Source organism: Halococcoides cellulosivorans (genome assembly GCF_003058365.1).
Taxonomy (GTDB): Archaea; Halobacteriota; Halobacteria; order Halobacteriales; family Haloarculaceae; genus Halococcoides; species Halococcoides cellulosivorans.
Map to the genome: position 1 here is coordinate 2,438,325 of NZ_CP028858.1, position 22,797 is coordinate 2,461,121.

Genomic DNA, 22,797 nt, shown 5'->3' on the forward strand with positions numbered 1-22,797 from the left:
ATATCCAGTAACCAATTCAGAAAGTACAATGACCTAAAGACACTGCTGGAAGCAACATCGATAGGATCCTTTTCTCCGAAAAGCCCGGCTACTCCATCAAGTCAGGTCAGGATCTGCCCTTGTGAGACCCTGTATGGTGCCAGTCATGAAGCAAACAATCCCGTCGATACCCACACAGATACATGGCACTAATCGAGATCCACCATCGTCTTGAAGCGAGTGGCTACAAACCGTGGCAGATGTATTTTCTGGGAATATCTATCCTGGCCGCTGGTAGCCTCTTCTTCGATATCGGAGTGGTTCACTCATTGCTTCAGGATATCGAATCCCATCTCTCACCGTGGGACTGGCTAGTGATTTTGGGGATTCAAGGTATTCTAATCGGATTCGTCGCAGATCTGTTTTACGAGCAAGGCAATGGGTATGTCAAGATCGCCAGCGATCTGTTCGGGTCAAAAGATCGAACGCTTCTATTCCGAGTCGGGATAATGACCGTGGTGTCTGGTATTATAACAATAGTCGTTCCGACCGTACTCAGAGCAGTAACTGAATTGCTCGTTATTCAGACAACAGGAGCAGTAATCCTGCTTGGGATTGTACTAATTCACATGGAGATCCGTGATTGGAATGCGAGGACCGAATGGCCCGCAATCGTGGCAGGAGGAGTACTTGCAATCGCACCAAGTCTATTTCTCTGATTTTGGTCTACTTCCCTTCGGCCAGGTCTTGTTTAGACGCTAGAAAACAGCTGTTCCAACTCCTCTACGCCGATCGAAGAAAGAAGATTGAAAGCCCTCGGCACGCTTGCGCACACTCAGCCGGATATCCTCGCTGGCGCTCGGATAGTGACGGCTGAGACGCACGCGAGGCGACCGAGCCCTTTCAGTTTACCAGAAAACTTCGTATTCTGGTCGCCCGAAAATCTTCGATTTTCGCAGGCCGCCAGGAATTCGGTCGTATCGCCAGTCTATGGGCATCACTGTCCTGGTGGATCGAAAGGGTGAACCCGTCTCGCGTGTCGCTCTGTGACCGCTATCCGAGTGAGCAACGCGAGCGAGGATATGTCACAGAGCGGCCGCGAGCGGGTGAGGGCTTTCACCCTCACCTCGAAAAAAGCGATGAACGTGGTGAATTTGGGCGTCTAAACAGGACTGAACCGAAGAAAAGAACCTATCAAAAACATATCCCATACATACCCAGAGTGAAATACGAGCCACACCCGAAACCCCCTCACTCCACCGTCACGCTTTTCGCCAGATTCCGCGGCTTGTCGATCGACCGCCCGAGCGACGAGGCGGCGTGATAGGCGAGCAACTGCAGTTGCACGTTCGTCAGGATCGGCGTCAGATCGGGGTGGACAGCGGGGACGGTCAACGCGTCGTCGGCCACCTCGACGATGTCGGTCATCGTCCGGGGCGCGATCGCGACGACCGGGGCGCCACGCGTCTGGACCTCGCGGATCGCGCTCTCGATCTTGCCCGCGTCGCGGCCGGTACAGACCGCGAACACGGGGGTCTTCTCGGTGACGAGCGCGAGCGGGCCGTGTTTGAGTTCGCCAGCGGGGAAGCCCTCCGCGTGTTCGTAGGTGATCTCTTTGAACTTGAGTGCGCCCTCCATCGCGACCGGGACGCCGTTGCCCCGACCGAGGAAGAAGTGGCCGTCCTCACCGAGATACTCGTCGGCCAGGCGGGCGGCCCGCGACCCGTCGAGCACCGTCTCGACCGCGTCGGGCAGTTCGTCCATCCCGTCGAGGGCCGCGGCCGCGGGCGGGTCGGTGACGACCGACGCGACCTCGCGAGCGAGGAGATAGAGTGTGACGACCTGTGAGGAGAACGTCTTCGTCGCCGCGACGCCGATCTCCGGGCCGGCGCGGATGAACACCGTGTCGTCGCTCTCGCGGGCGGCCGTCGAGCCCACGACGTTGGTCACCGCGAGGCGGGTCGCGCCGCGGTCGCCCGCGACCGAGAGCGCGTCGAGCGTGTCGGCGGTCTCGCCGCTCTGGGTGACGCCGACGACGAGCGCGTCTTCCATCGGCGGCGGGTAGACCGAATACTCGCTGGCGAGGGAGGCCGTCGCCTCGACGCCCCACGAGCGGAGCTGGTGAGCGCCGTAGAGCGCCGCGTGGTAGGAGGTGCCACAGGCGACGAACTGGACGCTGTCGACGCCGGCGAGCGTCTCGGGCGAGAGGTCGAGGCCGTCCTCGACGCGGCCCTCGATGGTCTGGGCGAGCGAGACCGGCTGTTCCTGGATCTCCTTGAACATGTAGTGGTCGTAGCCACCCTTCTCGGCGGCCTCGGGGGCCCAGTCGATGGTCTCGACCGGGCGGTCGACCGGCGCGCCCGACCGATCGGTGATCGCGTAGTCGTCGGGCCGGACGACCGCGACGTCACCGTCGTCGAGGTAGACGACCTGCTCGGTGAACTCGACGAACGCGGGGACGTCGCTCGCGAGGTAGTTCGCGCCCGTCCCGACGCCGAGTACGAGCGGCGAGCCCTCGCGGGTCGCGAACACGCCGTCGACGCCGTCGACGACCATCGCGACGGCGTAACTCCCCTCCAGATGGGAGATGGCCTCGCGGAACGCCGTCTCGGGGTCCGCGCCTGCGTCGAGGGCCTCGCTGACGAGATGCGGGACGACCTCGGTGTCGGTCTCGCTGGCGAAAGTGTGCCCGCGCTCGCGCAGGGCGGCCCGAAGCGCGTCGTGGTTGTCGATGATGCCGTTGTGGACGACCGCGACCCGGCCCGTACAGTCGGTGTGGGGGTGGGCGTTCGCGTCGGAGGGCGCGCCGTGCGTGCTCCAGCGGGTGTGCCCGATGCCCACGCGACCGCTTGGACCGCCGTCGGCCAGCGCCGCCCGGAGGTCCGCGACCTCGCCCGCGCGCTTCGTGACGGAGATGCCGTCGCCGTTCGACAGCGCGATGCCCGCCGAGTCGTACCCGCGGTATTCGAGGTTTTCGAGACAGTCGATGAGCGTCTGGGCGGCGTCGCCGTCGCCCGCGCTGGCGGTGATCCCACACATTACAGCTCACCAGCCGCGAGCGGCGAACGATCGGTGCGGTGGGCCACGAGACCGTCTGCGGGCCGACAGTGTCCGATCGATCGCTCCGACCGGGCGAGCGCGACCTCCGTGGCTCTCCGTTGGTTCGACATGAGTGTCCAGACAACGCCGCCGATCGGGCTTTGTTATGGATCCATTGGCGATGCATCACGACAGTAATCGACGCATACCCCGCACGACCCGGCGAGCACCGACCGACCGACAGCGGCCACGAGACGTCGATCTGTGGGCGAAAGGGGGTCGAGTCGGACAACCCACAGGCGATTCACTCGATAGAGGGTGACACTTGTCGATTGTTAAAATATGCCCCCTTCATCAACGAGGCGCCCATTGTTCGAATCAAGAGGATCGGCGTCGGTCGGTCTCCATCGTGGACAAACGCACGGTGACCGATCGCTCCCCAGCCAATGATTTCCACCATTCAATCACTCCTCCGGACTGACACCGGCGGTCCACCTTCCCCCGAACCAGTCGCATCGACGGACGAAAACGACCACCCTGCGGACGGACGCGAATCGGACGCCGACCCCGGGGAGCGACCGTTCGAGATCGACCAGGTGTTCGAGATCCTGAAAAACGAGCGGCGCCGGCGCGTCCTGGATCACATACAGGAGGCCGACGGCCAACTCACGCTCGGTGACCTGGCCGAACGCATCGCCGCCGAGGAGTGTGAGAAGCCGATCAGCCAGATCAACTCCCAGGAGCGCAAGCGCGTCTACGTCGGCCTGTACCAGTGTCACCTCCCGAAGATGGACGACATCGACGCGATCGAATACGACAAAGCGCGCGGGACGATCGCGTTGGGCGAGGCGTTCGCGCACTTCGAACGGTATCTCCCGGACGAGCGCCCGGCCGATCCGGACTGGCACACCTATCTCCACGGCGTCTCGGTGCTCGGACTCGTCACGATTCCGCTGGTCGCCGTGCTCGGGGCGACGACGACGGGCGCGATCTGGCAGCCAGTGGTGGCGCTCACGGTCGCGACCGCGTTCGCGGTCGGGGCCGCGCTCGCCGTTCTCGCGACCTACTGATGCCCGCACGTTTCGTGACGGGGACCGCCGTCGCTCACGGGTAGAGATTCCAGCGTGGATTGGCGACCGCCGTCGATCGGGGAGTGGGGTGGAACCGTTCGCGACCCCCGGACGGTAATCGACGCGTACTCCGGGCCGCCCCGACGGTCGTCTCTGCCGGAAGACGCCACGAAACACGCTCTCCTGGCCGATACCGGATTCGATATCGGGCAGACCAGAGGAGTGTTACTCGTTTAATGAGTACACCACATTAGGGTTAAAATATACCACATTAATCCGGAGTGACACCAATTGGCGTACCACGCGGATTCGACGCGATCGATCACGACCCCGTGACTCCAGACGCCCTCGACCGCGAGACATCGTATGATCACCCGACTCACCACACTCCTTCGATCGGACGGCGGCGGCCCGCGAGGGCCCGAGAGTGCAGTCTCTGCAGCCGACAGCGACGATCGAACAGCCACACAGAGACCAGACGCGGACCCGTCGGCAATCGAGGGAGACGGATCGAGCGTCGAGGCCGAACAGCCACCGTTCGAGGTCGACCAGGTGTTCGAGATCCTGAAAAACGAGCGGCGCCGGCGCGTCCTGGACCACCTGCGCGAGTCGGAGGAAGGCCAACTCACGCTCGGTGACCTGGCCGAACAGATCGCCGCCGAGGAGTGTGAGAAACCCGTCAGTCAGATCAACTCCCAGGAGCGCAAGCGCGTCTACGTCGGCCTGTATCAGTGTCACCTCCCGAAGATGGACGACATCGACGCGATCGAATACGACAAGTCCCGCGGGACGATCGCACTGGGCGATGCATTCGCGCACTTCGAACGGTATCTCCCGGAGGATCGAGCGGCCGACGAGGACTGGCGCAGCTATCTCCACGGAATCTCGGTGCTCGGACTCGTCACGATTCCACTGGTCGCCTTTCTCGGAGCCATGACGACGGGATCGATCTGGCAGCCGATACTGGCGCTCACCATCGCGAGTTCCTTCGCGATCGGAGCCGGTCTCGCCGTGCTCGCGACCCGCTAGGGTCGCGTGGATCACACCCGCACCCGGATCATTTCGGTCGACCTTTCTCGTCGAAGCGGAGATTCACGAGGTCGAAGCCGGTCACAGAGTGACCGGAAGGCACGCAGTAGCAAGGTGGTTGGGACACAGTACTGAACTGCGCGCCCGGGTGTTCATCGCATTCCACCCGGTATAGCTCTTTTGTGATTAACAGGGTGACTCACTTCGCTGTCTGCGATTTTTGCCGTTTCCCGTGCGCGACGGACCCGACGCGCCAGCTCCCCGGCCGAGGCCAGGGCCCCACCCGAGACCGTCGGCGGGCCGTCACCGACACCCCCACAAATTACGACTCCGGATATTGTTTTAGTAGCAATACCTATCTGCCCAGGGGGAGAAGGGCCGGCCATACCCCGGAGCCGCCGGGAGGTTGGGACACATGGACACATCGAATCAACTGAACGAAGCCGTCGACATCCTCCAGCAGTTAGGACTCAAAGAGTACGAGGCCCGGTGTTTCGTCGGGCTCACGCGCCTGGAGACCGGCACGGCAAAGAAGCTGAGCGAAATGACCGAAGTCCCGCGCACGCGGGTCTACGACGCGATTCGCGTCCTCGAAGCCCAGGGGCTCGTCGAGATCCAACATTCGAGTCCCCAGCAGTTTCGGGCCGTCCCGCTGGACGAAGCGACCAAGACACTCCAGGGCCAGTACGAAGACCGCGTCGAACGCCTCGAAGACGCGCTCGCGACGATCGAGACCATCGAGACCGCCGACGCCTCGACCGCTCAGCAGGTGTGGGCGATGTCCGGGCGCGAAGCCATCGAGAACCGGGCCAACGACCACATCGAGACGGCGACCGAGGAGGTCGTCCTCGTGATCGGTGACGACTCCTTGCTGACCGAGAGTCTCCTCACAGCACTCACCGAGATGGACCCCGAGGTCGATCTGCTGATCGGGACGCTCAGCGAGTCACTCGAAGACGAGATCGAGGCGCAAGTCCCGAACGCGACGACCTTTACGACCGGGCTGGAGTTTCTCCACCCGAACACCGGCCCGGAGGAGGAGGAGGAGGAGGAGGTCGCGATCGGGCGCCTCCTCCTGATCGACCGCTCGACGATCCTCGTGAGTTCGATCATCCCGTCGACGGGCAAAGAACAGGCCATCTTCGGTGAAGGGTTCGGGAACGGCCTCGTCGTGATCGCCCGGCGGATCATCTCCCAGGGACTCATCCCCCAGCGCGATCCGGCCTGACTGCGGTGGCCGCCGATCCCGTCGGTCCGAAGACGACCGGCGGCCGATCACCGACGACACGGGTCAGTTCTCGCGGAGTTCGACCGTCAGATACTCGCCGTTCTGCACGGTGACCGTCGAATCGCTGTACTCGAAGGTCAAGCGTCCACCTGTCCGGGGCGACCCGTCGGCCCGATCGGCGAACAGCGCGTTCAGGGCATCCATATCGAGGACGTCCCTCAGCGGTCGCATGATCGTCGGATCGCGACCCTCCACCGCACTCACCGCACGGACCACGGCGGTACTGACCTGTTCGTCGGGATCGATCTCTGTGTCCATACCTGACCCAGGAGCCTCATCCAGATAACCCCCCACCTATTTCACTCGGAAAATCAAAACACGAATCGTCCCGGACGCCGATCACGGTGACGAATCGCTCGCCGAAACCGGCGTTCGTCACCGACACTTTCGCTGATCGAGATCGAGAGTCGGTTCGGCCCGGCCCCAGATCCGTCAGTTCTCGCGGCGTTCGACCGTCAGATACTCACCTTCGACGGTGACCCGAGAGTCGCTGTACTCGAAGGTCAGTCGCCCGCCCGTGCGTGGCGACCCGTCGGCCCGGTCTCCGAACAGTCCATCCAGGGCGTCCGGATCGAGGACGTCCATCAGTGGTCGCATGGTCATCGGATCGCGGCCCTCGACGGCGCTCACCGCACGGACCACGCTCGTACTGACCTGTTCGTCGGATTCGATCTCGGTGTCCATACTGTCTCAATGGCCTCCACCCTGATAATCACCTGAGTATTTCACTCGGAATATCAAAACACTCCTGTTCTCGGGATCGGATCACGCTGGCAAGTCTCACCCCGAGCCGAGAGGTCTTGAGATGCGCCCCCGAAATCGAGACGTGGCCGAACACACGCGCGACCCGTCGGTCGATCCGCCCGCGAGTGGCACGCCGACGGGCTACGATCCCGAATCGGGGTGGGCCCACCCGACCTGTCGGCGCGCGGTCGTCCACGGCGTCGCGCTGTTCAACGACGCGGCCTACCACGATTCCCACGACTGTTTCGAGGCGGAGTGGTACGGCTACGGAAAGGGGACGACCGAATCGGCGTTTTTGCAGGGCCTGGTCCAGGTCGCCGCCGGCGCGTACAAACAGACCCTCGACCAGCCAGAGGGGCGACGAAGCCTGCTCACGACTGCGCTGGGCTATCTGGAGGACGTGCCCGACGACTACTACGGCGTCGACGTGGCGGCGCTCCGCCGTGACGCCGCACGCGCGAAGGTGGACGGAACGGCGGTCGACGACTGGACGATCACACTCGACGGGAACGTTCCGACCGCCGCGGACAGCGACTACGCGTTCGCCGCCGAAATCGACTGACTGCAGTTGTTTCGATCCCGGTGACACCGGATCTGACACCAGCATTTATAGAGTGGCCCGCCGACAGTCCGCCTGGCATGAAAGCATTCGTGATGCGGGAGGTCGGCGAGACGGCGATCATCGAGAAAGATCGGCCCGAGGCGGGGCCGATGGACGCGATCATCCGCCCGACCGAGGGGCTGATCTGCACGTCAGACTGTCACACCGTCCACGGCGCGATCGGTGAGCGCGAGGATCTGACGCTGGGCCACGAAGTCGTCGGCGTCGTCGAGGAAGTCGGCGAGGCCGTCGAGGAGTTCGAACCGGGCGATCGGGTCGCCGTCGGCGCGATCACGCCGGACTGGAACTCCGCAGCGGCCCAGCGTGGCCACCCCTCCCAGTCGAACGAGGCGCTCGGTGGCTGGAAGTTCGCGAACGTCAAAGACGGGACGTTCGCCGAATACGTCCACATCAACGACGCCGACGGCAACCTCGCGCACATCCCCGACGGCGTCACCGACCACGAGGCGGCCTATACCGCCGATATGCTCTCGACGGGCTTCGCCGGCGCGGAAAACGCCGACATCCCGATGGGCGGGACCGTCGCCGTGTTCGCCCAGGGCCCGGTCGGATTGATGGCCACCAAGGGCGCGGAACTGCTCGGTGCCGGTGAGATCATCGCCGTCGAGACCGTCCCCGAACGCCAGGAGTTGGCCCGGCACTATGGCGCGACCCACGTCGTCGACTTCGCCGAGGTCGACCCCGCCGAGGCGATCATGGAGTACACCGACGACGAGGGCGTCGACGCCGCCATCGAGGCGCTCGGGGCCGACGAGACCCTTCAGGACTGCATTCGCGTGGTCAAGCCCGGCGGGACGGTCTCGAACGTGGGCTACCACGGCGATGGCGAGTTCCGCCACATTCCGCGCGCGGAGTGGGGTGTCGGGATGAGCGAAATCGACATCGTCAACGACCTCTGTCCCGGTGGGCGCGTGCGCATCAGTCGCCTGCTGAAACTCCTGGATGAAGGCCGGGTGGACCCGACGAAGATGACGACCCACGAGTTCGAGTTCGACGAGATCCAGGAGGCATTCGAGATGATGGAGACGAAAGACGACGGGATGATCAAGCCGCTGATTCACTTCTAGCGAGATCCCGAAGGGATCTCGGGCGGTCGCTCCGCGACCTCTTACGGCCGTTTACGGTCTCCGGAGATCGCTTCGCAATCTCCGAAGACTACTCTGTGATCTCCTGAGATTCCGAAGGAATCTCGTGTGGTCGCGGAGCGACCTCCTGCGGATCCCGCAGGGATCTCCAACGAATTCCGCAGGAATCGCGAACGATCGCATCGCGAACGCCGGCGGTCTCCCGTGTCCGCATCGCGATCTCCAGAGATCACCCTGTAACCCAGTCGCCGAAAACCATCCAGTCAACCACGACCGGAACCCTAACTTGGGAGACCACGTCACACTCGAAGCCGACAGTCAACAACTATTTGTATCGCTGTCGAGACGTTCCGCGCACCACTCGGAACGACCATGTCTCTGTTTTCCAATGGAGTCGAAGACGACGACCGGACGATGCTAGCGCTGTCGGTTGCCGCCCTCATGACACTCGGAGCAACCCTCTTTCTTGGTGATTACATCTTCAATACCCGCCCCGGGACGACCGAACCGGCACTGGCCATGCTCTTCAGCGTCACTCTCATCGCCACGGGAGTGATCGGTATGGGAGTATGGGCCGTGTCACCGATCCCCGGAAAGACGCTACCGCTGTTTGCCATCGAGGCCGAAGACAACCAGTGGAGGGTGCCTGTGGTCTTACTGGCGATGGCCGCCCTCGTGATGTTCGGAACGGCAGCGTATGGCATCAATAGTCAGTTTGTTGCTCGACCCGGGCCAACAGATACGCTGTCGCTCGTTAACATCGGTCTTCAACTCAGTGGCGGCACAGTAATCGGCGCGAGAGTTCTGATAACATTGTACTATCGTAGCCGACAGAGGGGGAGAGAATAGATATTCGCACGGGTGCCAGGCGGTGAGTCGATCCAAAAACCGGTCGACCTGGGCCAGTATTTTTCGTCCCGCTGTTCGCCGATCACGCGCCGGACGACCTCGGCGGCGATCGGTCGAAAATCTCCGCGAACACGGCGTCGGGACTGCCCAGGAGGACGGCGAGGCCGATCGTATCAGTCGCTGCCGACCCAGCACCCGTGAGACCAGACCCGACGCAGCGATGATGCTCGAAGACGTCGTGCCGGAATCCGACGATACTGTCGGTGGGCGGATTATCGTGGAAAGATGGCCAGCACGCCACAGTCTCCATCGACGATGATCTCGACTATCTGAAGCCGTCCACTCACCGACGAACGACAGCGAGACGCTGGTCCTCTCGGGGATACCAGAACCGACAGACAGCCCCGACTCATCTCGTCGGGCAAGACCAGGGAATGCCGACTGACGCCACCGACCTGCAACGTCTTTTTGTATCGCTGCCGAGACGTTTCGCACACGCATCAAATCGACCATGTCACTGCTACCGGGCGGACCCGACGACGATGGGTGGACGACGTTCGTGATGGCGCTGTCGGTCGTCGCTCTCGCGATGCTCGGAGTGACTGTCGGTCTCGGACACGCCGTGATCGATGGCCCCGCGGAGACGACCGCCCCGGGAGTGGCGGTGCTCTTCGGGGTCGGGCTGGCCGCCACCGGAGTGCTCGGTGCAGAACTGTGGGCCGTGTCCCCACTCCCCGGAAAGACACACCCGCTGTATGCCGACGAGGCCGAGGGTGAGAACTGGACGGTGTACGTGGTGGGGCTCTCAGTGGCCGCGCTCCTGATGTTCGGGACGGCCGCGATATCTGGCTCTGGACAGTTCGTGGCTCGAATCGGGTCACCCGATACGCTATCGTTCGTTACCATCGGCGTCTCACTCTCTGCCGGCACGGTCCTCGGCGCGCGAGTGCTGAATGTGCTGTATCGTTCGTAGACCACACCGCGAGCGTCGAACCGACCTATAGCTCGCCCACGAGACGCGCCTGCGTCAGAATGCGTTCGGCGTTCTGTTCGACGAACTCGTCGCCGCGATGCTCGCGCATCTCGTCGAGAATCTGTGCTTCCGCGGGCGTTCTGTCTGGCGACGTGTCGTTCGGTCCGTTCATGGTGGCGAGCGACGCTCATCCCAAAGACGGTGTCAAAGGCGATAAGAGGCCGGTCTATTCCACCTGTTCGAATTCGATGCCGGAGACTTCACCGTCGCCGGGCGAGTCCGACGCTGTCCGACGAACTTCCCAGAGCGGACGGGGATCCACTCTGAGTTCGGCCGGGCCGGCGTCACCGATCGGAGCTGCGGGCGACCGTCGCGAGCGCATACGCGACGGCGCTCGTCACGACGAAGCCCACACCGGCGGCCGCCGTCGGAGCAAGAGCCAGACGGGCGACCCACTCGACTGCGAGGAAGACGCCCCCGACGATGACTGCCGCGGCGACCGTCCACGCGACAGCCGCGAGGCCGGTATAGCTGGTCGGCCAGACGCGATCGTGGATCTCGGGGATGACGAGCGCGAGCACCATCGCGAGGGTGAAGCCACCGACGGTCGACCCGATCGCCCAGCCGTAGCCCAGGAGGGCGGCGACTGCCACACAGATCGCCGTGAGACTCACCGCGAGGTCACGCGTCAGTTCGTCGACGAATCGGTCGCGGAGCGATGGATTCGGCATTCCCGATAGTCAATGCGCCGCGGGCAAAAGGAGCGCCGATCGGCCGAGGGAGATCGCACTCTGGGACGTAAGAACCACGACACCGTCGGCTGATCGGGCGAGTCGGGAGAAACGGAAAGAACGATCCGCGTTATTCGAGGCCGAGGTCCGCCAGCGAGTGGGTGTGCTGCCACGCGCCCGACACCTCGTCGATGTCGAAGGTCAGCACGCCGTCGGTCAGTTCGAGTCGGACCGTCTCGTCGTCGATCTGCGTGTCGTGAAGGTGGAGTTCCAGCGGCTGATCGAACTCCGCGACCGCGACCATCAGTTCACCGTTCGCTTCGAGTTGTTCGCGCAGGTCGGCAGCGTCCATAGTGCAAACGGCGCTTGGACGGGTTCGCACTTAAAAGGTCGCCCGCCATCCGAGTTCCCGAGAACTGGTTTTGGCCGACCTAAAGTAGGGGCGAAACCTGCCCGTACTCCAAGACGCTTGTGTTATCCGACCGTGGAGTCAAGGGATGTCAATGAACGTCGAGCGCTACACGGAGTGTCGAGAGTGTGGGTGTGAGCTGGAATCAGCGACCTCGTACCGACGCCACGCCGTCTGTCAGGACTGCGAGTGAGTGGGCTCCGGGCGCGGTGACCGAGCCGACCACCAGGGTCGACCGTCGACAGCATCGCTTTTGGCCGTCCCGACGGTAGATGGGGTATTCCGAGCGCCGTCGCGACGGCGACGGTCGCCACGGAGGCACGCCCATGTCGAACACTAATCTTCCTTCCGACAGCATCGAAACGCTGCTCGATCGGCTCACGATCGACGAGAAACTCCGCCTGATCCGTGGTGGGGTCGATCCAGACGCACGCGCGACGGGCTACGTCCCGGGGATCGACCGGCTGGAGATTCCCGCACTCGCGCTGGTCGACGGCCCGATGGGCGTCCGCGCGGGGACCGCGACGGGGTTTCCGGCCTCGATCGCGCTCGCGGCCAGTTGGGACCCCGATCTCGCTCGCGAGTTGGGCCGGGCGCTGGGCATCGAGGCCCGCGAGAAAGGCCAGGACGTCGTGCTCGCGCCCGGGATGAACCTCCTCCGGGCCCCCCAGTGTGGGCGCGCGTTCGAATACTACAGCGAGGATCCCACTCTTACGAGTCGCCTCGCGGTCGGGACGATCGAGGGCATCCAGTCCGCGGGCGCGATCGCGACCGCGAAGCACTTCGTCGCGAACAGCCAGGAAGAACGCCGTTTCCAGGTCGATCACCGCATCGACGAGCGCCCGCTGCGCGAACTGTATCTCCGGGCGTTCGAGGCGTCGGTCCGCGAGGCCGACGCGGGGATGGTGATGGCGGCGTACAACGGCGTCAACGGCGATCCGATGACCGCCAACGAACGGCTGTTGACCGACGTGCTGCGCGAAGAGTGGGGCTTCGAAGGTGTCGTCGTCTCCGACTGGTGGGCCGTGACCGACGGGCCCCGCGCGATCACGGCCGGCCTCGATCTGGAGATGCCGGGCGTCCCCGTCAACGAGTGGCACCTCGCTGAATCGAACTCGATCACGCGGCTGATCGACGCCATCCCTGACCACGATCGGGTGCCCCGCCAGCGACTCGCCCGATTGCTGATGACGCCCTGGCTGCCCGATCACGCCAACCCGAACCTCTTCGACGCGGGCCACTTCGACGGGCCGCTCAGGGAGGCGCTGGACGCTGGCCGCCTGGACGAACGAGTGATCGACCGGTCGGTGCAGCGACTCCTCGAAACGATGGACCGGTTCGGCGTCCTCGACGGCGACCGGCCCGATCCAGAGGCGGGCGATCACGACGCGCTCGCCCGACGGATCGCCCGCCGCGGGACCGTCCTGCTAGAGAACGACGAGGTGCTCCCGCTGGACGATCCCGACTCGATCGTGATGATCGGCCCGAACGTCGACCGCGCGAAAGTCGGCGGCGGGGGCTCCTCGGCGGTCGAGGCGGGCGCGACGACCGACCCCGTGCGCGGCGTGCGCGACCGGGTCGGCGCGGGGACGCGCGTCCACGTCGAACGGGGTCACGAGCCGTTCGAGACGGCGACGATGGGCGCCTCGCCGTTCGAGGGGCTGGAGTTCGGCAGCGAAGACAGCGACGGGCGCATCGACGACGCCGTCGCCGCCGCGGGTGACGCCGACGTCGCCGTGGTCGTCGTCCAGGACAACGCGACCGAGGGCGAGGATCGCCCGCTCTGGCTGCCCGGCGAGCAAGACCAGTTGGTCAGCCGGGTCGCGACCGCCGCCGAACAATGCGTCGTCGTCGTGCGGTCGGCGGGCCCGATCGCGATGCCGTGGGCAACGAGCGTCGACGCGATCCTGGCGCAGTGGTACCCCGGTCAGGCCGACGGCCGCGCGCTCGCGGACGTCCTCTTTGGCGACCACGATCCCGGCGGGCGCCTGCCCGCGACGTTCGGGCGCCGGCCCGACGACTATCCGGCGACAGATCCCGCGGCCTACCCCGGGATCGACGACGTCGTCAGCCACGAGGAGGGGCTCTCGATCGGCTATCGCTATTTCGAGGCCGAGGATGTCCAGCCGCTCTACCCGTTCGGCCACGGCGAGTCGTACGCCGAGTTCGCGTACGGCGCGGTGAGCGTCGACGGCGGGACGGTCGAGGTTTCGATCGAGAACACCAGCGAGCGGGCGGGTCGAGAAGTCGTCCAGGTGTATCTCGATCCCGTGGAGCCGTCGGTCGAGCGTCCGCCGCGTGAACTCGCGGGCTTCGCGGCGATCGAACTCGCGGCCGGCGAGTCACGTACCGTCGAAGTCGACCTGCCAGAGCGCGCGGGCGCAGTCTACGATCCCGCGGCTGGCGCGTGGGCCTGGCCCGATACGGACTTCGAGGCGGTCGTCGGGCGATCGGTCACCGACGAGCGTGGACGGACCGCCGTCTCGCTCGGGGAGTGACTCACGCCATCGGGCCGACGAACCTCGACACCAGCGCGATCAGCGAGAGGAGGATCCAGGGCACCGCGACGATCACCGCCTGGCGGCGCTCGATGCCGTGCACGTTCTCGACGCCGACTGTCCAGAGATACGCACCCCAGAGGAGCGTCACCAGGCCGACGACGGTGATGACCAGATTGACCGGGTCGGTCGGCGCACCGGTGATCTGGCCCGACAGCGCCTGGATCTCCTGTTGGGTCATGTCCTCGGTGACCGCGGGCAGCTCCGTCTGGACGTATCGGAGGTAGCTCCCGGCCACGGCGACGGCCGTGCCGACGATGTGTGGGACGAAGCCCCACGCGACGGCCTGGGTCGTGGTCGAGAAGTCGGCGTCGCCGTCGAACCACGCGCCGACGCCGTACGCCGTCCCCGCCACTCCCAGCCAGTACAGCGGCGTCGTGACGAGGAACCAGCCAGCCGAGAACGCGACGGAGACGAGTGCGAACCCCGACCCTCCGCTCACCTCGCTGAACAGCTGTTGGGTCATCTGATAGGTGGGATAGAGCGACAACAGCTGGACGGCGAGGAGAACGCCGACGACAGCGGCGGGACTCGCCCAGCCACCCCACCCCTCGCGGTCGAAAAACGATTCCGGGTCGAACAGCAGTACGTCGATCGGTGGCACCATACGCGGACTCGCTCGCCCGGTGGTCGTAGTCCTTGTGGACCGGAATCGCCGGTACCGCAATTGCGGCCGTGGCGGTCACAGACGCCACGCGGTCACCACTACGCTTAACCACGAGGATCTCGAAGTAATACGTAGAGATAGTATGAGTTCAGTCGAATCTGAGACCGTCGTCTCTGTGTCCTCACGAGGGCAGGCGACGATCCCCAAGGAGTTTCGCGACGAGTTGGGCATCGAGACGCCCGGCCGGGTGAAGTTCGCCCGAACCGACGACGGCGAGATCGTCGTCCGTCCGATCACGTCGATCACCGACCTCCGGGGTGTGCTCGCGGGAGCGACCGACGAGGACGGGCGAACGGCGACCGAACGACTGCGCGAGGAGCGCGAACGGGACGCCGCCCACGAGGCCGCGCTCCGGAACCGCGACGACCAGCGATGACCGGCCAGCCCGATACGGTCGTGTTCGACGCCGAACCGCTTGTGGCGTACTTCTGTGACGAGCCGGGAAGCGACACCGTCGAGCGGTACGTCACGGCGGTCGAGGGGGCCGTCGACGGCTACATCTCCGCGGTCACCCTCGCGGAGGTCCACTACGTCGTTCGGGCGATCGACGGAGCGGACCGAGCGGACGCCGTCGTCGACGTCCTCGAAGAGAGTGGCATTCGGCGCGTCGACACCGCCGACGTCTGGCGACACGCTGCCGAGTTCAAGTTTCATCACGCCCCCTCGCTCGGTGACGCGTTCGCGCTCGGGACCGCCGCTCAGATCGACGGGACGCTCCTCGTGGGTGCAGACGACGACTTCGACGATATCGAATCGGTGCCCGTCGTCCGGTGTCGAGAGGAGTCCGCCTGACCCATCCTACCTGACGAACGCCCGGAGTTGATCGAACGAGAAGATCGTCGAGGGGCGATCCATGTGGACGCCAACCCGCCCGCTGGTGAGTCGCAAGCCCACACGTTGGACCGCGTTGGGGAGATCGTACGCCCGACGGATCCACGCGCCCATCGCGATCTCCCGGCCGAGGTCCTCGCGCCACGCACGCTCGTAGTCCGCGAGCGTCGCGGGATCACTCGGATCGACGGTGCGAGCGGCGTGATCGGCGGCGGTCATGCCGTAGTTGATCCCGCCGCCGGTGAACGGCTTGGTCTGGGCGGCGGCGTCACCGAGCAACAGCGTTCGATCCGCCGTGACCCGATCGGGCGGACCGATCGGGATCAGTCCCGAGCACCGACGGGCGGTCTCGACGCCATACGCGTCGGTCATGGCCTCGAAGCGCTCGACGGGGTCGGCCTCGGGGCGAGCGGCCAGGCCGTACTCGACGCCCGCCTCCCCTCGGGGGATGCGCCAGGCGAAAAAGCCCGGCACGTCGAGGTGGACGTCGACGCGGTCGCCGTTGTCGGCCGACGTATCGAAGCCCAACACGCCGTGGAGCAGTTCGTCTGGCTCCGGAAGGCCGATCGACTGTCGGACGCGCGAGCGTGGCCCGTCGGCCCCGACGAGGATCTTCGCCCGGAACTCCGCGCGACCCTCGGGCGTGCGGGCCGTGACCGTCACGCCAGTCGCGTCTTCGGTGGCGTCGACGACGGTGTGCTCGACCCGGAGGTCCGCGCCGGCGTCCTCGGCCGCACTCGCGAGATGGCGATCCAGCGCGACCCGATCGATCACCTCCGAGATGGTCTCGTCGCGATAGAACGCGTGGGCGGGGCTGTCGGGCCCGCCGACGTGAAAGCGAGCGCCGGAGATCTGGTTCTGGACGATCGCCTCGCGCGTCCCCTCGGGCGTGCGCTCCCAGATGTCGCGGCTGACGTGGCCCGAACACGCCAGCGGTTCGCCCACGGGGCCGCGTTCGAGGACGAGCACGCTCTGGCCCGACGCGGCCGCCTGCCGGGCGTACCGACTGCCCGCCGGTCCGGCCCCCACGACGATCACGTCGTGCATGGACGCCGACTGGATCGCCGCCCGCATAGCTCTCTCGAAAGCGGCACCGGCCGAACGACTATGTCTGCGGCCGGCGAACGAGGGCGCGATGGAGTACGTCCAACGGGCGATCGCGACCTGCCACGACTTCGGCGGGGCCGACCCGCCGACCGACCTGTCGCGGGTCGCCGTGGTCGTGCCGGTGACCGAGCGCGCGGCCCGCACACCGACCGCGTCGGACGTGCTCGCGTCCGTCGCGGCCCGGAATCCCGCTCGCATCGTCGTCCCCGTCCAGGCCGATGCCGACGCGATCGGGCCGATCGCAGACTGGCTCGCAGAGGTCGACGCGCCGACCGACTGTCTGTGGTGTTCGGCCCCCGCGCTGGCCGATCGACTCGCCGCCGCGGGCATCGACACGCCCCCTGGCAAGGGCCGCGATGTCTGGCTCGCGTTGGGCGTCGCCGCGAGCGCCGCCGACCGGGTCGCCGTCCACGACGCCGACGTCCAGACCTATGCCCCCGAAACACTCGCGCGACTCTGCTTTCCGCTCGATCACGACTACAGGTTCGTCAAAGGCTACGCCGCCCGCGTCGAGAGCGACGGGCTCTACGGCCGCCTGTTCAGGCTGTTCGTGAGCCCACTGCTCGACGCGCTGTCGGATCGTCACGACGCCGGGATCGTCCGCTATCTGCAGGCCTTCCGCTACACGCTCTCGGGGTCGATCGCGACGACCGCACAGATCGCCCGATCGATGCGTCCGCCGCCGGGGTGGGGCCTCGAAATCGCCACGCTCGGGACGGCGTTCGAACGGGCCGGGTTCGAGGCGACCGCACAGGTCGATCTCGGTCGGCACGTCCACGATCACCGCCCCGTCGCCGGTGCGGACGGCCTCGAACGGATGGCCCGGGAGGTCTGGACGACGCTCGTCGACGTGTGCGCGACCCACGGCGTCGGCGTCGATCCCGGAGCGCTCCGCACGGCCTACCGAACCGCCGCGGATCGACTGGTCGATCGGTACGCCCTCGACGCCCGCTTCAACGGCCTCCCCGCCGATCCACAGGGTGAGCGCGACCAAATCGAGCGGTACGCCGACGCGATCGATCAGGTGGACCAGATCGACCGCCTTCCCGCGTGGGACGCGATCGATCTCGATCCGGGCACGGTCCGGGCCACGGCGACCCGCGCCGTCCGGGCGGAACTCCACCGTTGAAGGGGATGGGTTGCGTCGATCACACATGGACCTGGGGCGGGTCGGTGACCGTGAGGCCACGACCGTCGACGACACAGCGCGAGCGGCGAGTGTGCTCGTGCCGGTGCTCGTCGATCGCGAGGCGCTGATCGTCATCCGACGGGCCGATCACCTCGACGACCACGCCGGGGAAGTGTCCTTTCCGGGCGGGAAACGAGAGCCCGAGGACGCAGATCGTGAGGCCACGGCACTGCGAGAGGCCCACGAGGAGATCGGCCTCGATCCGCACACAGCGTCCGTCTACGGCAGACTCGACGACATCCGGACGGTCACCGACTACTCGGTCCGGCCCTTCGTCGCGCGCGTACCCGATCGCGAGTACGTCCCCTGCGACCACGAGGAAGTCGCGAGCGTCGAGCGCGTCTCGATCGACGCGGTGACCGACCGCACGAACTACGAGTCCGAGACCCGCGAGCACCCCGAGTACGGCGAGATCGAGGTTCACTACTTCCACGTCGGCAGCGTGACCGTCTGGGGGGCGACCGCGCGCATTTTGATCGACTTTCTCGAAACGGTCACCGACTGGCGCGTTCCTCGATCCTGACCGACCAGCACCGACAGAGTCAGCGCTGTGGCGACCGCCGCGCCCACCGAGCGGGAGATCGGAGTCCTCGCGACACGACGAGCCACGGGCGACCGCACCGCCTGAGAGCGCCGGGCACGTTCGACGTGGGGGCCGAGCGTCGGGATCACCGGACTGACGCACTGGAGTCACACCGGCAGAGTACCGAGTGGGCCGTCGCCAGTAAATTCTATATAGCGACATTGGATTTAACATATATTCGTTTGGGTGCCGGGCCACGCGGATTGGTGGGCTGGAGTGGGCGTCCAAGCACACTGCTCGAACTGTCGGGAGACCACAGCCCCGAGAGACGGACCCGATCGGCCCGCTACGAACCCAGATCGGATCGCCAGGGCCTGAGCGACGACTGAGCGTGGAGTGACGGTATCGATCGGGGACAGCCCCCCGCTGGCGAGTTCGAACGTCCACCGTGTTCCAGTTGAGCGAAGTCGGGCGTTCGATCGGCTGAACGGCCGGATTTCCGGCGCTGGACGGGTGCGGTCGGTGTAACCCCAAGAGACATATAGTAAATCGCATGTCGCTATATTAATTCGGTTCGGGGCGGGCCAGCAGTCGACTCTCCGAACGCCGTCGACTCGGCGGGCCGAAAGGGGTTCGAGCGACGAATCGGCCAAGTCGGGACGGTCACCATGCCCAGGATCCAGTCACGTCGACACCGAGTCGTCGATTCGGGGCAGGCGCGCCGAGAGACGAACTCGACACCCGACCCAGTTGCAATGTTGATCTCGTGCGCGCGTGCGCGCGCATGAGAATCAACTCACAGAGACAGAGCCAGACTCCGATGATCGAAGATCGCCCCGTGGCCACACGACCTCCGAACCGCGTTCTGCAGAGCCGACTCACGCGGCCCGGTAGGAGGAACGAACCGCCAGCTCGTCGAGGCGCACCTGGCCGGACGGCCAGATCTGGGGCGAACGAGCCCCGATCACGACCAGCCCCCCAAATTATCGTCTCACAGACATTGAGGACGAGACCAGCGCCGTGAAGTACCGATCGATGGAGCCGGTGTCCCGACCAGGACGCGATTCGATATAGTGGTATACGATATACGTGGTATAGCTATTGGTACCCGGGGTACTCCGGTGGAGCGAGCCACATATGCAGTAGGAGGGGTTCACCGGTTCAGCATCGCGGCTTCGCGCCGCGAGCAGCCACGACGCGCGCACAGCGAGAGCGGGAGAGGGAGGGCGATATCAGTTCCCAAACCCCCATCTGAACGGGTCCGTGACCCCCCGGTGAAGACTCGGGTGCGGACGGACAGCGCCCTGATCCCAGTCACCCCGGGCCCCATCGAGCTGTGTCGAACGACGCATGGACCGGCCGCGAGATCCAGAACGGAGAGTCGGCAGCAGCCTCGACTCCCAAAATACTATATAATATACCGCATGCCACTATATACAATTCCCAGACTGACCGCGCTGCGTTTTCATGAACTGCCGAGTCACGACGGTCACAGGGGTTAGAGCACCGCAGACGTGGTCGAATGACTCCTGACCCGTATCGTCCCCAGCAAATTGAGTGACCGCCCGAATACGCCGGTCTCGGCCGACGAGACGCCGCTATCCACTCGGATTCGGCGCACTCCAGAGCCGTCACAGGACGCTCTCACGGCATCGCACGCAGTGTACCCATCTCGTGAGTCGCCGCCAGGAGTTCCTGGACGCGACCACCCTGGGGCCACGGCCGGCGTGAGCCACCGACAGCTCGTCCCCACGCTGTACGGTGACGGCGGGTCGGACCACCTCGTGCTGGCCACGGCACCATGCCTCGAAGAGGTCGTCGAGCGTGTCAGCGAGCGGTGCGGGCCCATCTGGTCCGGCGAGTCTGAGGGCCGGACCGACGAGCCGTCAGAAGACGATCCGTTCGAGGACCCGTCCGAGGAGTCCGGGGCGGTCACCCGGGTGGATGACGAGCAGGTTGTCGCCAGCCCCCCGGTCGTGTCGGTCACGCACCAGCCCGGGGCGACTGGCGACGATCACCAGGTCGGCGTCCGTACTCGCGCGTTCGAGTTCGACCGTGAGGTCCTCGCTGTCGACGATCGCAGAGACGGTCTGCACGGTACAGAGGTCCGCGAGTTCACCGTGGTATTCGATCGCAGAGGCGCGTTGCTCGTCGGTCGCACGCGGATCGATGCCGTGAACGAACTCGACGGTCGCATCGCGAGCCTGCGCCAGCGAGTTCGCGATGCGTACCTTCACCGGGTCGAACGGCCCGCCGTCGTCGACCAGCGCGATGCGATCGAGACCGTCGAGACTCGCCGCACCGACCTCCAGGACGTCGAACGAGCGTTGCGAGCGGATCCGATCGAAGATTCCCGGCGTGGTGTGTGGGCCGCCCTCGTCGACGACGACCAGATCGTAGCCGTAGTGACCGGCGACGTTCGAGACCGCGCGGTCGACGTCGTGGCTGACGACTTCGCCGTACTCCACGGGGACGACCGCCGCCTCAGCGAGTGCGGCAGTGCGATCCTCGAACACCTGATCGGCCTCGGTCAGCGTCGCTTCGGCGTAATTCAGCGGCGTCTGATCGGGCACCCGATCGAACTGGACGACCGTCACCACCCCGTCTCGTGCGCGCGCGATCGGGAGCGCGACGTCGAGCAAGCGTTCCTCGGCCGCGGCCGAAGTCTCCTCGGTGAGCGCGACGAGGACGTCACTCGTTTCGGCGTCGTGACAGACCGACCGCGTCCGTTCGACGGCCCGCCGATCGATCCCGCGCCGGATCGCGTCGGTGAGCGCACCCTCGCGATCGACGGCCTGGGCGTACGCGAAGTACCACACGACGCTGACGACGACGATGGCGATCGCGCCCACGAACGGGATCAGCCCCATCTGCGTGAGGAGGACGAGGCCACCGAGGACGCCGAACGCCTGGAGCCAGGGGTACAGCGGCGACGTGTAGCTGGGCTCGTAGGTGATCTCGCTCTCGCGAAAGGCGACGAGCGCGACGTTGATCAACACAAAGACGAGGATCTGGAACGCGCTCGCGAGTTTGGCGATCTCGGTCACGTCGACGAAGGCGATCAGCGCGAGCATCACCAACCCCGTCAGCGCGATCGCGGTGACGGGCGTCCCGAACCGGTCGCTGACGGTCGCGAACGTCGGCGGCGCCAGATCGTCGCGGCTCATCGCGAACGGGTAGCGCGACGAGGAGAGCAACCCCGCGTTCGCGGTGCTGATCAGCGCGAGCATCGCCGCGACGATCACCGCGAACACGCCGATCGGTGACATCGTCGCCCGAGCCACCTCAGCGACGGGGGTGTTCGACCCGACGATCCCCGAGGGGTCGACGCCGACGATCACCGCGACGACCATGACGTACAACACGGTCGTGAACCCGAGCGACCAGATCATCCCCCGCGGGATCACCCGGTCGGGGTCTTCGATCTCTTCAGCGACGCTCGCGATCTTCGTCACGCCCGCATACGAGACGAACACGAACCCGGTCGCTTCGAGGATGCCCCCCACGCCGGAGCCGAGAAAGCCGTCGAACGCCGCCCGTTCGATCGAGCCCGTCGACCCGCCGACGAACCATGCCATCGCCGCGAGCATCACCGCGACGATGACGACCTGGAGCCGACCGGTCTGTTTGGCCCCCAGGAGGTTGACGAGGATGAGGACGACCGCGAGCGCGAGCGCGACCGGCTTGACGGGCACCTCGAAATACCAGAGGAGGTAGGGCACCCCGCCGACGAGCGCGAGCGCGCCCTTAAACGAGAGTGCGAACCAGGTCCCGATCCCCGCGATGGTGCCGAGCAGCGGGCCCATCCCCCGCTCGATGTACAGATAGGTGCCGCCGGCCTCGGGCATCGCGGTCGCCATCTCGGCTTTGCTGAGCGCCGCCGGAAGGACGACCAGCGCGGCCAGCCCGTACGCCAGCACGACCGCGGGCCCGGCCATCTCCAGGGCGAGCGCCGGGAGGATGAAGATGCCACTCCCGACCATCGCGCCGATGCTGATCGCCAGCACCGAGAACAGCCCCAGGTCGCGTTCGAGTTCTTTCATCGTGGCAAGGTCACCTCCGGCGGTCGACCGCTGTCGGGGCCGGGGCGGCCCAGGACAGACC

23 protein-coding genes are annotated in these 22,797 nt (G+C 65.6%); 14 read left to right on the forward strand and 9 right to left on the reverse strand.

The annotated features are described in order from the left end of the window. Positions 1-182: 182 nt before the first annotated feature. The gene (locus HARCEL1_RS11915) at positions 183-698 is read left to right on the forward strand and encodes a hypothetical protein (protein WP_108383810.1); all 516 of its coding nucleotides are present in this window, start codon (positions 183-185) and stop codon (positions 696-698) included. A gap of 532 nt (positions 699-1,230) precedes the next feature. On the opposite strand, the gene glmS is transcribed toward HARCEL1_RS11915, so the two are convergent. After that, a complete protein-coding gene (gene glmS, locus HARCEL1_RS11920; RefSeq protein ID WP_108383811.1) occupies positions 1,231-3,018 on the reverse strand; it encodes a glutamine--fructose-6-phosphate transaminase (isomerizing) in 1,788 nt (595 codons plus the stop codon). Between the two features lie 446 nt (positions 3,019-3,464). Here glmS and HARCEL1_RS11925 point away from each other — a divergent pair, with 446 nt between their 5' ends. From HARCEL1_RS11925 to HARCEL1_RS11935, 3 genes are all read left to right on the forward strand, one after another. Next, on the forward strand, positions 3,465-4,088 hold the full coding sequence (locus tag HARCEL1_RS11925) for a DUF7344 domain-containing protein (RefSeq protein ID WP_108383812.1): 624 nt from the start codon (positions 3,465-3,467) through the stop codon (positions 4,086-4,088). Positions 4,089-4,454: 366 nt separating this feature from the next. Beyond that, complete coding sequence (locus HARCEL1_RS11930; RefSeq protein WP_108383813.1) at positions 4,455-5,117, forward strand: DUF7344 domain-containing protein; 663 nt, start codon at positions 4,455-4,457, stop codon at positions 5,115-5,117. A gap of 415 nt (positions 5,118-5,532) precedes the next feature. Next, positions 5,533-6,345 carry a TrmB family transcriptional regulator gene (locus HARCEL1_RS11935; protein ID WP_108383814.1) on the forward strand — a complete coding sequence of 271 codons (813 nt, stop codon included), beginning with the start codon at positions 5,533-5,535 and terminating at the stop codon, positions 6,343-6,345. Positions 6,346-6,408: 63 nt separating this feature from the next. Here HARCEL1_RS11935 and HARCEL1_RS11940 read toward each other — a convergent pair whose 3' ends face one another. Beyond that, on the reverse strand, positions 6,409-6,663 hold the full coding sequence (locus tag HARCEL1_RS11940; RefSeq protein WP_108383815.1) for a HalOD1 output domain-containing protein: 255 nt from the start codon (positions 6,661-6,663) through the stop codon (positions 6,409-6,411). A gap of 174 nt (positions 6,664-6,837) precedes the next feature. After that, positions 6,838-7,089, reverse strand: coding sequence for a HalOD1 output domain-containing protein (locus HARCEL1_RS11945; RefSeq protein ID WP_108383816.1), 252 nt, complete (start codon positions 7,087-7,089; stop codon positions 6,838-6,840). 142 nt (positions 7,090-7,231) lie between these two features. Here HARCEL1_RS11945 and HARCEL1_RS11950 point away from each other — a divergent pair, with 142 nt between their 5' ends. The 4 genes from HARCEL1_RS11950 to HARCEL1_RS11970 all read left to right on the forward strand — a co-directional run bounded on the left by HARCEL1_RS11950 (position 7,232) and on the right by HARCEL1_RS11970 (position 10,678). Continuing rightward, on the forward strand, positions 7,232-7,711 hold the full coding sequence (locus HARCEL1_RS11950; protein ID WP_108384285.1) for a DUF309 domain-containing protein: 480 nt from the start codon (positions 7,232-7,234) through the stop codon (positions 7,709-7,711). Between the two features lie 77 nt (positions 7,712-7,788). Beyond that, the gene (locus HARCEL1_RS11955; protein WP_108383817.1) at positions 7,789-8,838 is read left to right on the forward strand and encodes an NAD(P)-dependent alcohol dehydrogenase; all 1,050 of its coding nucleotides are present in this window, start codon (positions 7,789-7,791) and stop codon (positions 8,836-8,838) included. A gap of 390 nt (positions 8,839-9,228) precedes the next feature. Continuing rightward, complete coding sequence (locus HARCEL1_RS11960) at positions 9,229-9,705, forward strand: hypothetical protein (protein WP_108383818.1); 477 nt, start codon at positions 9,229-9,231, stop codon at positions 9,703-9,705. A gap of 562 nt (positions 9,706-10,267) precedes the next feature. Continuing rightward, positions 10,268-10,678 carry a hypothetical protein gene (locus HARCEL1_RS11970; RefSeq protein WP_159077138.1) on the forward strand — a complete coding sequence of 137 codons (411 nt, stop codon included), beginning with the start codon at positions 10,268-10,270 and terminating at the stop codon, positions 10,676-10,678. Between the two features lie 25 nt (positions 10,679-10,703). On the opposite strand, the gene HARCEL1_RS13505 is transcribed toward HARCEL1_RS11970, so the two are convergent. The 3 genes from HARCEL1_RS13505 to HARCEL1_RS11980 all read right to left on the reverse strand — a co-directional run bounded on the left by HARCEL1_RS13505 (position 10,704) and on the right by HARCEL1_RS11980 (position 11,761). Beyond that, positions 10,704-10,850 carry a hypothetical protein gene (locus HARCEL1_RS13505; RefSeq protein ID WP_159077139.1) on the reverse strand — a complete coding sequence of 49 codons (147 nt, stop codon included), beginning with the start codon at positions 10,848-10,850 and terminating at the stop codon, positions 10,704-10,706. 172 nt (positions 10,851-11,022) lie between these two features. Continuing rightward, on the reverse strand, positions 11,023-11,409 hold the full coding sequence (locus HARCEL1_RS11975) for a hypothetical protein (RefSeq protein ID WP_108383821.1): 387 nt from the start codon (positions 11,407-11,409) through the stop codon (positions 11,023-11,025). 130 nt (positions 11,410-11,539) lie between these two features. Beyond that, a complete protein-coding gene (locus tag HARCEL1_RS11980) occupies positions 11,540-11,761 on the reverse strand; it encodes a hypothetical protein (RefSeq protein WP_108383822.1) in 222 nt (73 codons plus the stop codon). A 383-nt stretch (positions 11,762-12,144) separates the two neighbouring features. Between HARCEL1_RS11980 and HARCEL1_RS11985 the strand changes: the two genes are divergently transcribed. Continuing rightward, positions 12,145-14,316 carry a beta-glucosidase family protein gene (locus HARCEL1_RS11985; RefSeq protein ID WP_108384288.1) on the forward strand — a complete coding sequence of 724 codons (2,172 nt, stop codon included), beginning with the start codon at positions 12,145-12,147 and terminating at the stop codon, positions 14,314-14,316. 1 nt (position 14,317) lies between these two features. On the opposite strand, the gene HARCEL1_RS11990 is transcribed toward HARCEL1_RS11985, so the two are convergent. After that, positions 14,318-14,983: a Yip1 family protein gene (locus tag HARCEL1_RS11990; protein WP_108383823.1), complete on the reverse strand. Its 666-nt coding sequence runs from the start codon at positions 14,981-14,983 to the stop codon at positions 14,318-14,320. 142 nt (positions 14,984-15,125) lie between these two features. Between HARCEL1_RS11990 and HARCEL1_RS11995 the strand changes: the two genes are divergently transcribed. Continuing rightward, positions 15,126-15,419, forward strand: coding sequence for an AbrB/MazE/SpoVT family DNA-binding domain-containing protein (locus tag HARCEL1_RS11995; RefSeq protein ID WP_108383824.1), 294 nt, complete (start codon positions 15,126-15,128; stop codon positions 15,417-15,419). Further along, a complete protein-coding gene (locus tag HARCEL1_RS12000) occupies positions 15,416-15,835 on the forward strand; it encodes a PIN domain-containing protein (RefSeq protein ID WP_108383825.1) in 420 nt (139 codons plus the stop codon). The genes HARCEL1_RS11995 and HARCEL1_RS12000 overlap by 4 nt, the downstream gene beginning before the upstream one ends. A gap of 6 nt (positions 15,836-15,841) precedes the next feature. Here the strand turns inward: HARCEL1_RS12000 and HARCEL1_RS12005 are convergent, their stop codons facing one another. Further along, positions 15,842-16,921: a geranylgeranyl reductase family protein gene (locus tag HARCEL1_RS12005; protein WP_108384290.1), complete on the reverse strand. Its 1,080-nt coding sequence runs from the start codon at positions 16,919-16,921 to the stop codon at positions 15,842-15,844. An 88-nt stretch (positions 16,922-17,009) separates the two neighbouring features. Here HARCEL1_RS12005 and HARCEL1_RS12010 point away from each other — a divergent pair, with 88 nt between their 5' ends. From HARCEL1_RS12010 to HARCEL1_RS13990, 3 genes are all read left to right on the forward strand, one after another. After that, positions 17,010-18,110 (forward strand): glycosyltransferase family protein, encoded by a 1,101-nt coding sequence (locus HARCEL1_RS12010; RefSeq protein WP_108384292.1) that lies wholly within the window; start codon positions 17,010-17,012, stop codon positions 18,108-18,110. Positions 18,111-18,135: 25 nt separating this feature from the next. Further along, positions 18,136-18,693 carry an NUDIX hydrolase gene (locus HARCEL1_RS12015; RefSeq protein ID WP_108383826.1) on the forward strand — a complete coding sequence of 186 codons (558 nt, stop codon included), beginning with the start codon at positions 18,136-18,138 and terminating at the stop codon, positions 18,691-18,693. 1,557 nt (positions 18,694-20,250) lie between these two features. Next, positions 20,251-20,424: a DUF7260 family protein gene (locus HARCEL1_RS13990; RefSeq protein WP_449405014.1), complete on the forward strand. Its 174-nt coding sequence runs from the start codon at positions 20,251-20,253 to the stop codon at positions 20,422-20,424. A gap of 155 nt (positions 20,425-20,579) precedes the next feature. On the opposite strand, the gene HARCEL1_RS12020 is transcribed toward HARCEL1_RS13990, so the two are convergent. After that, complete coding sequence (locus HARCEL1_RS12020) at positions 20,580-22,736, reverse strand: amino acid permease (RefSeq protein ID WP_108383827.1); 2,157 nt, start codon at positions 22,734-22,736, stop codon at positions 20,580-20,582. Between the last annotated feature and the right edge of the window lie 61 nt (positions 22,737-22,797).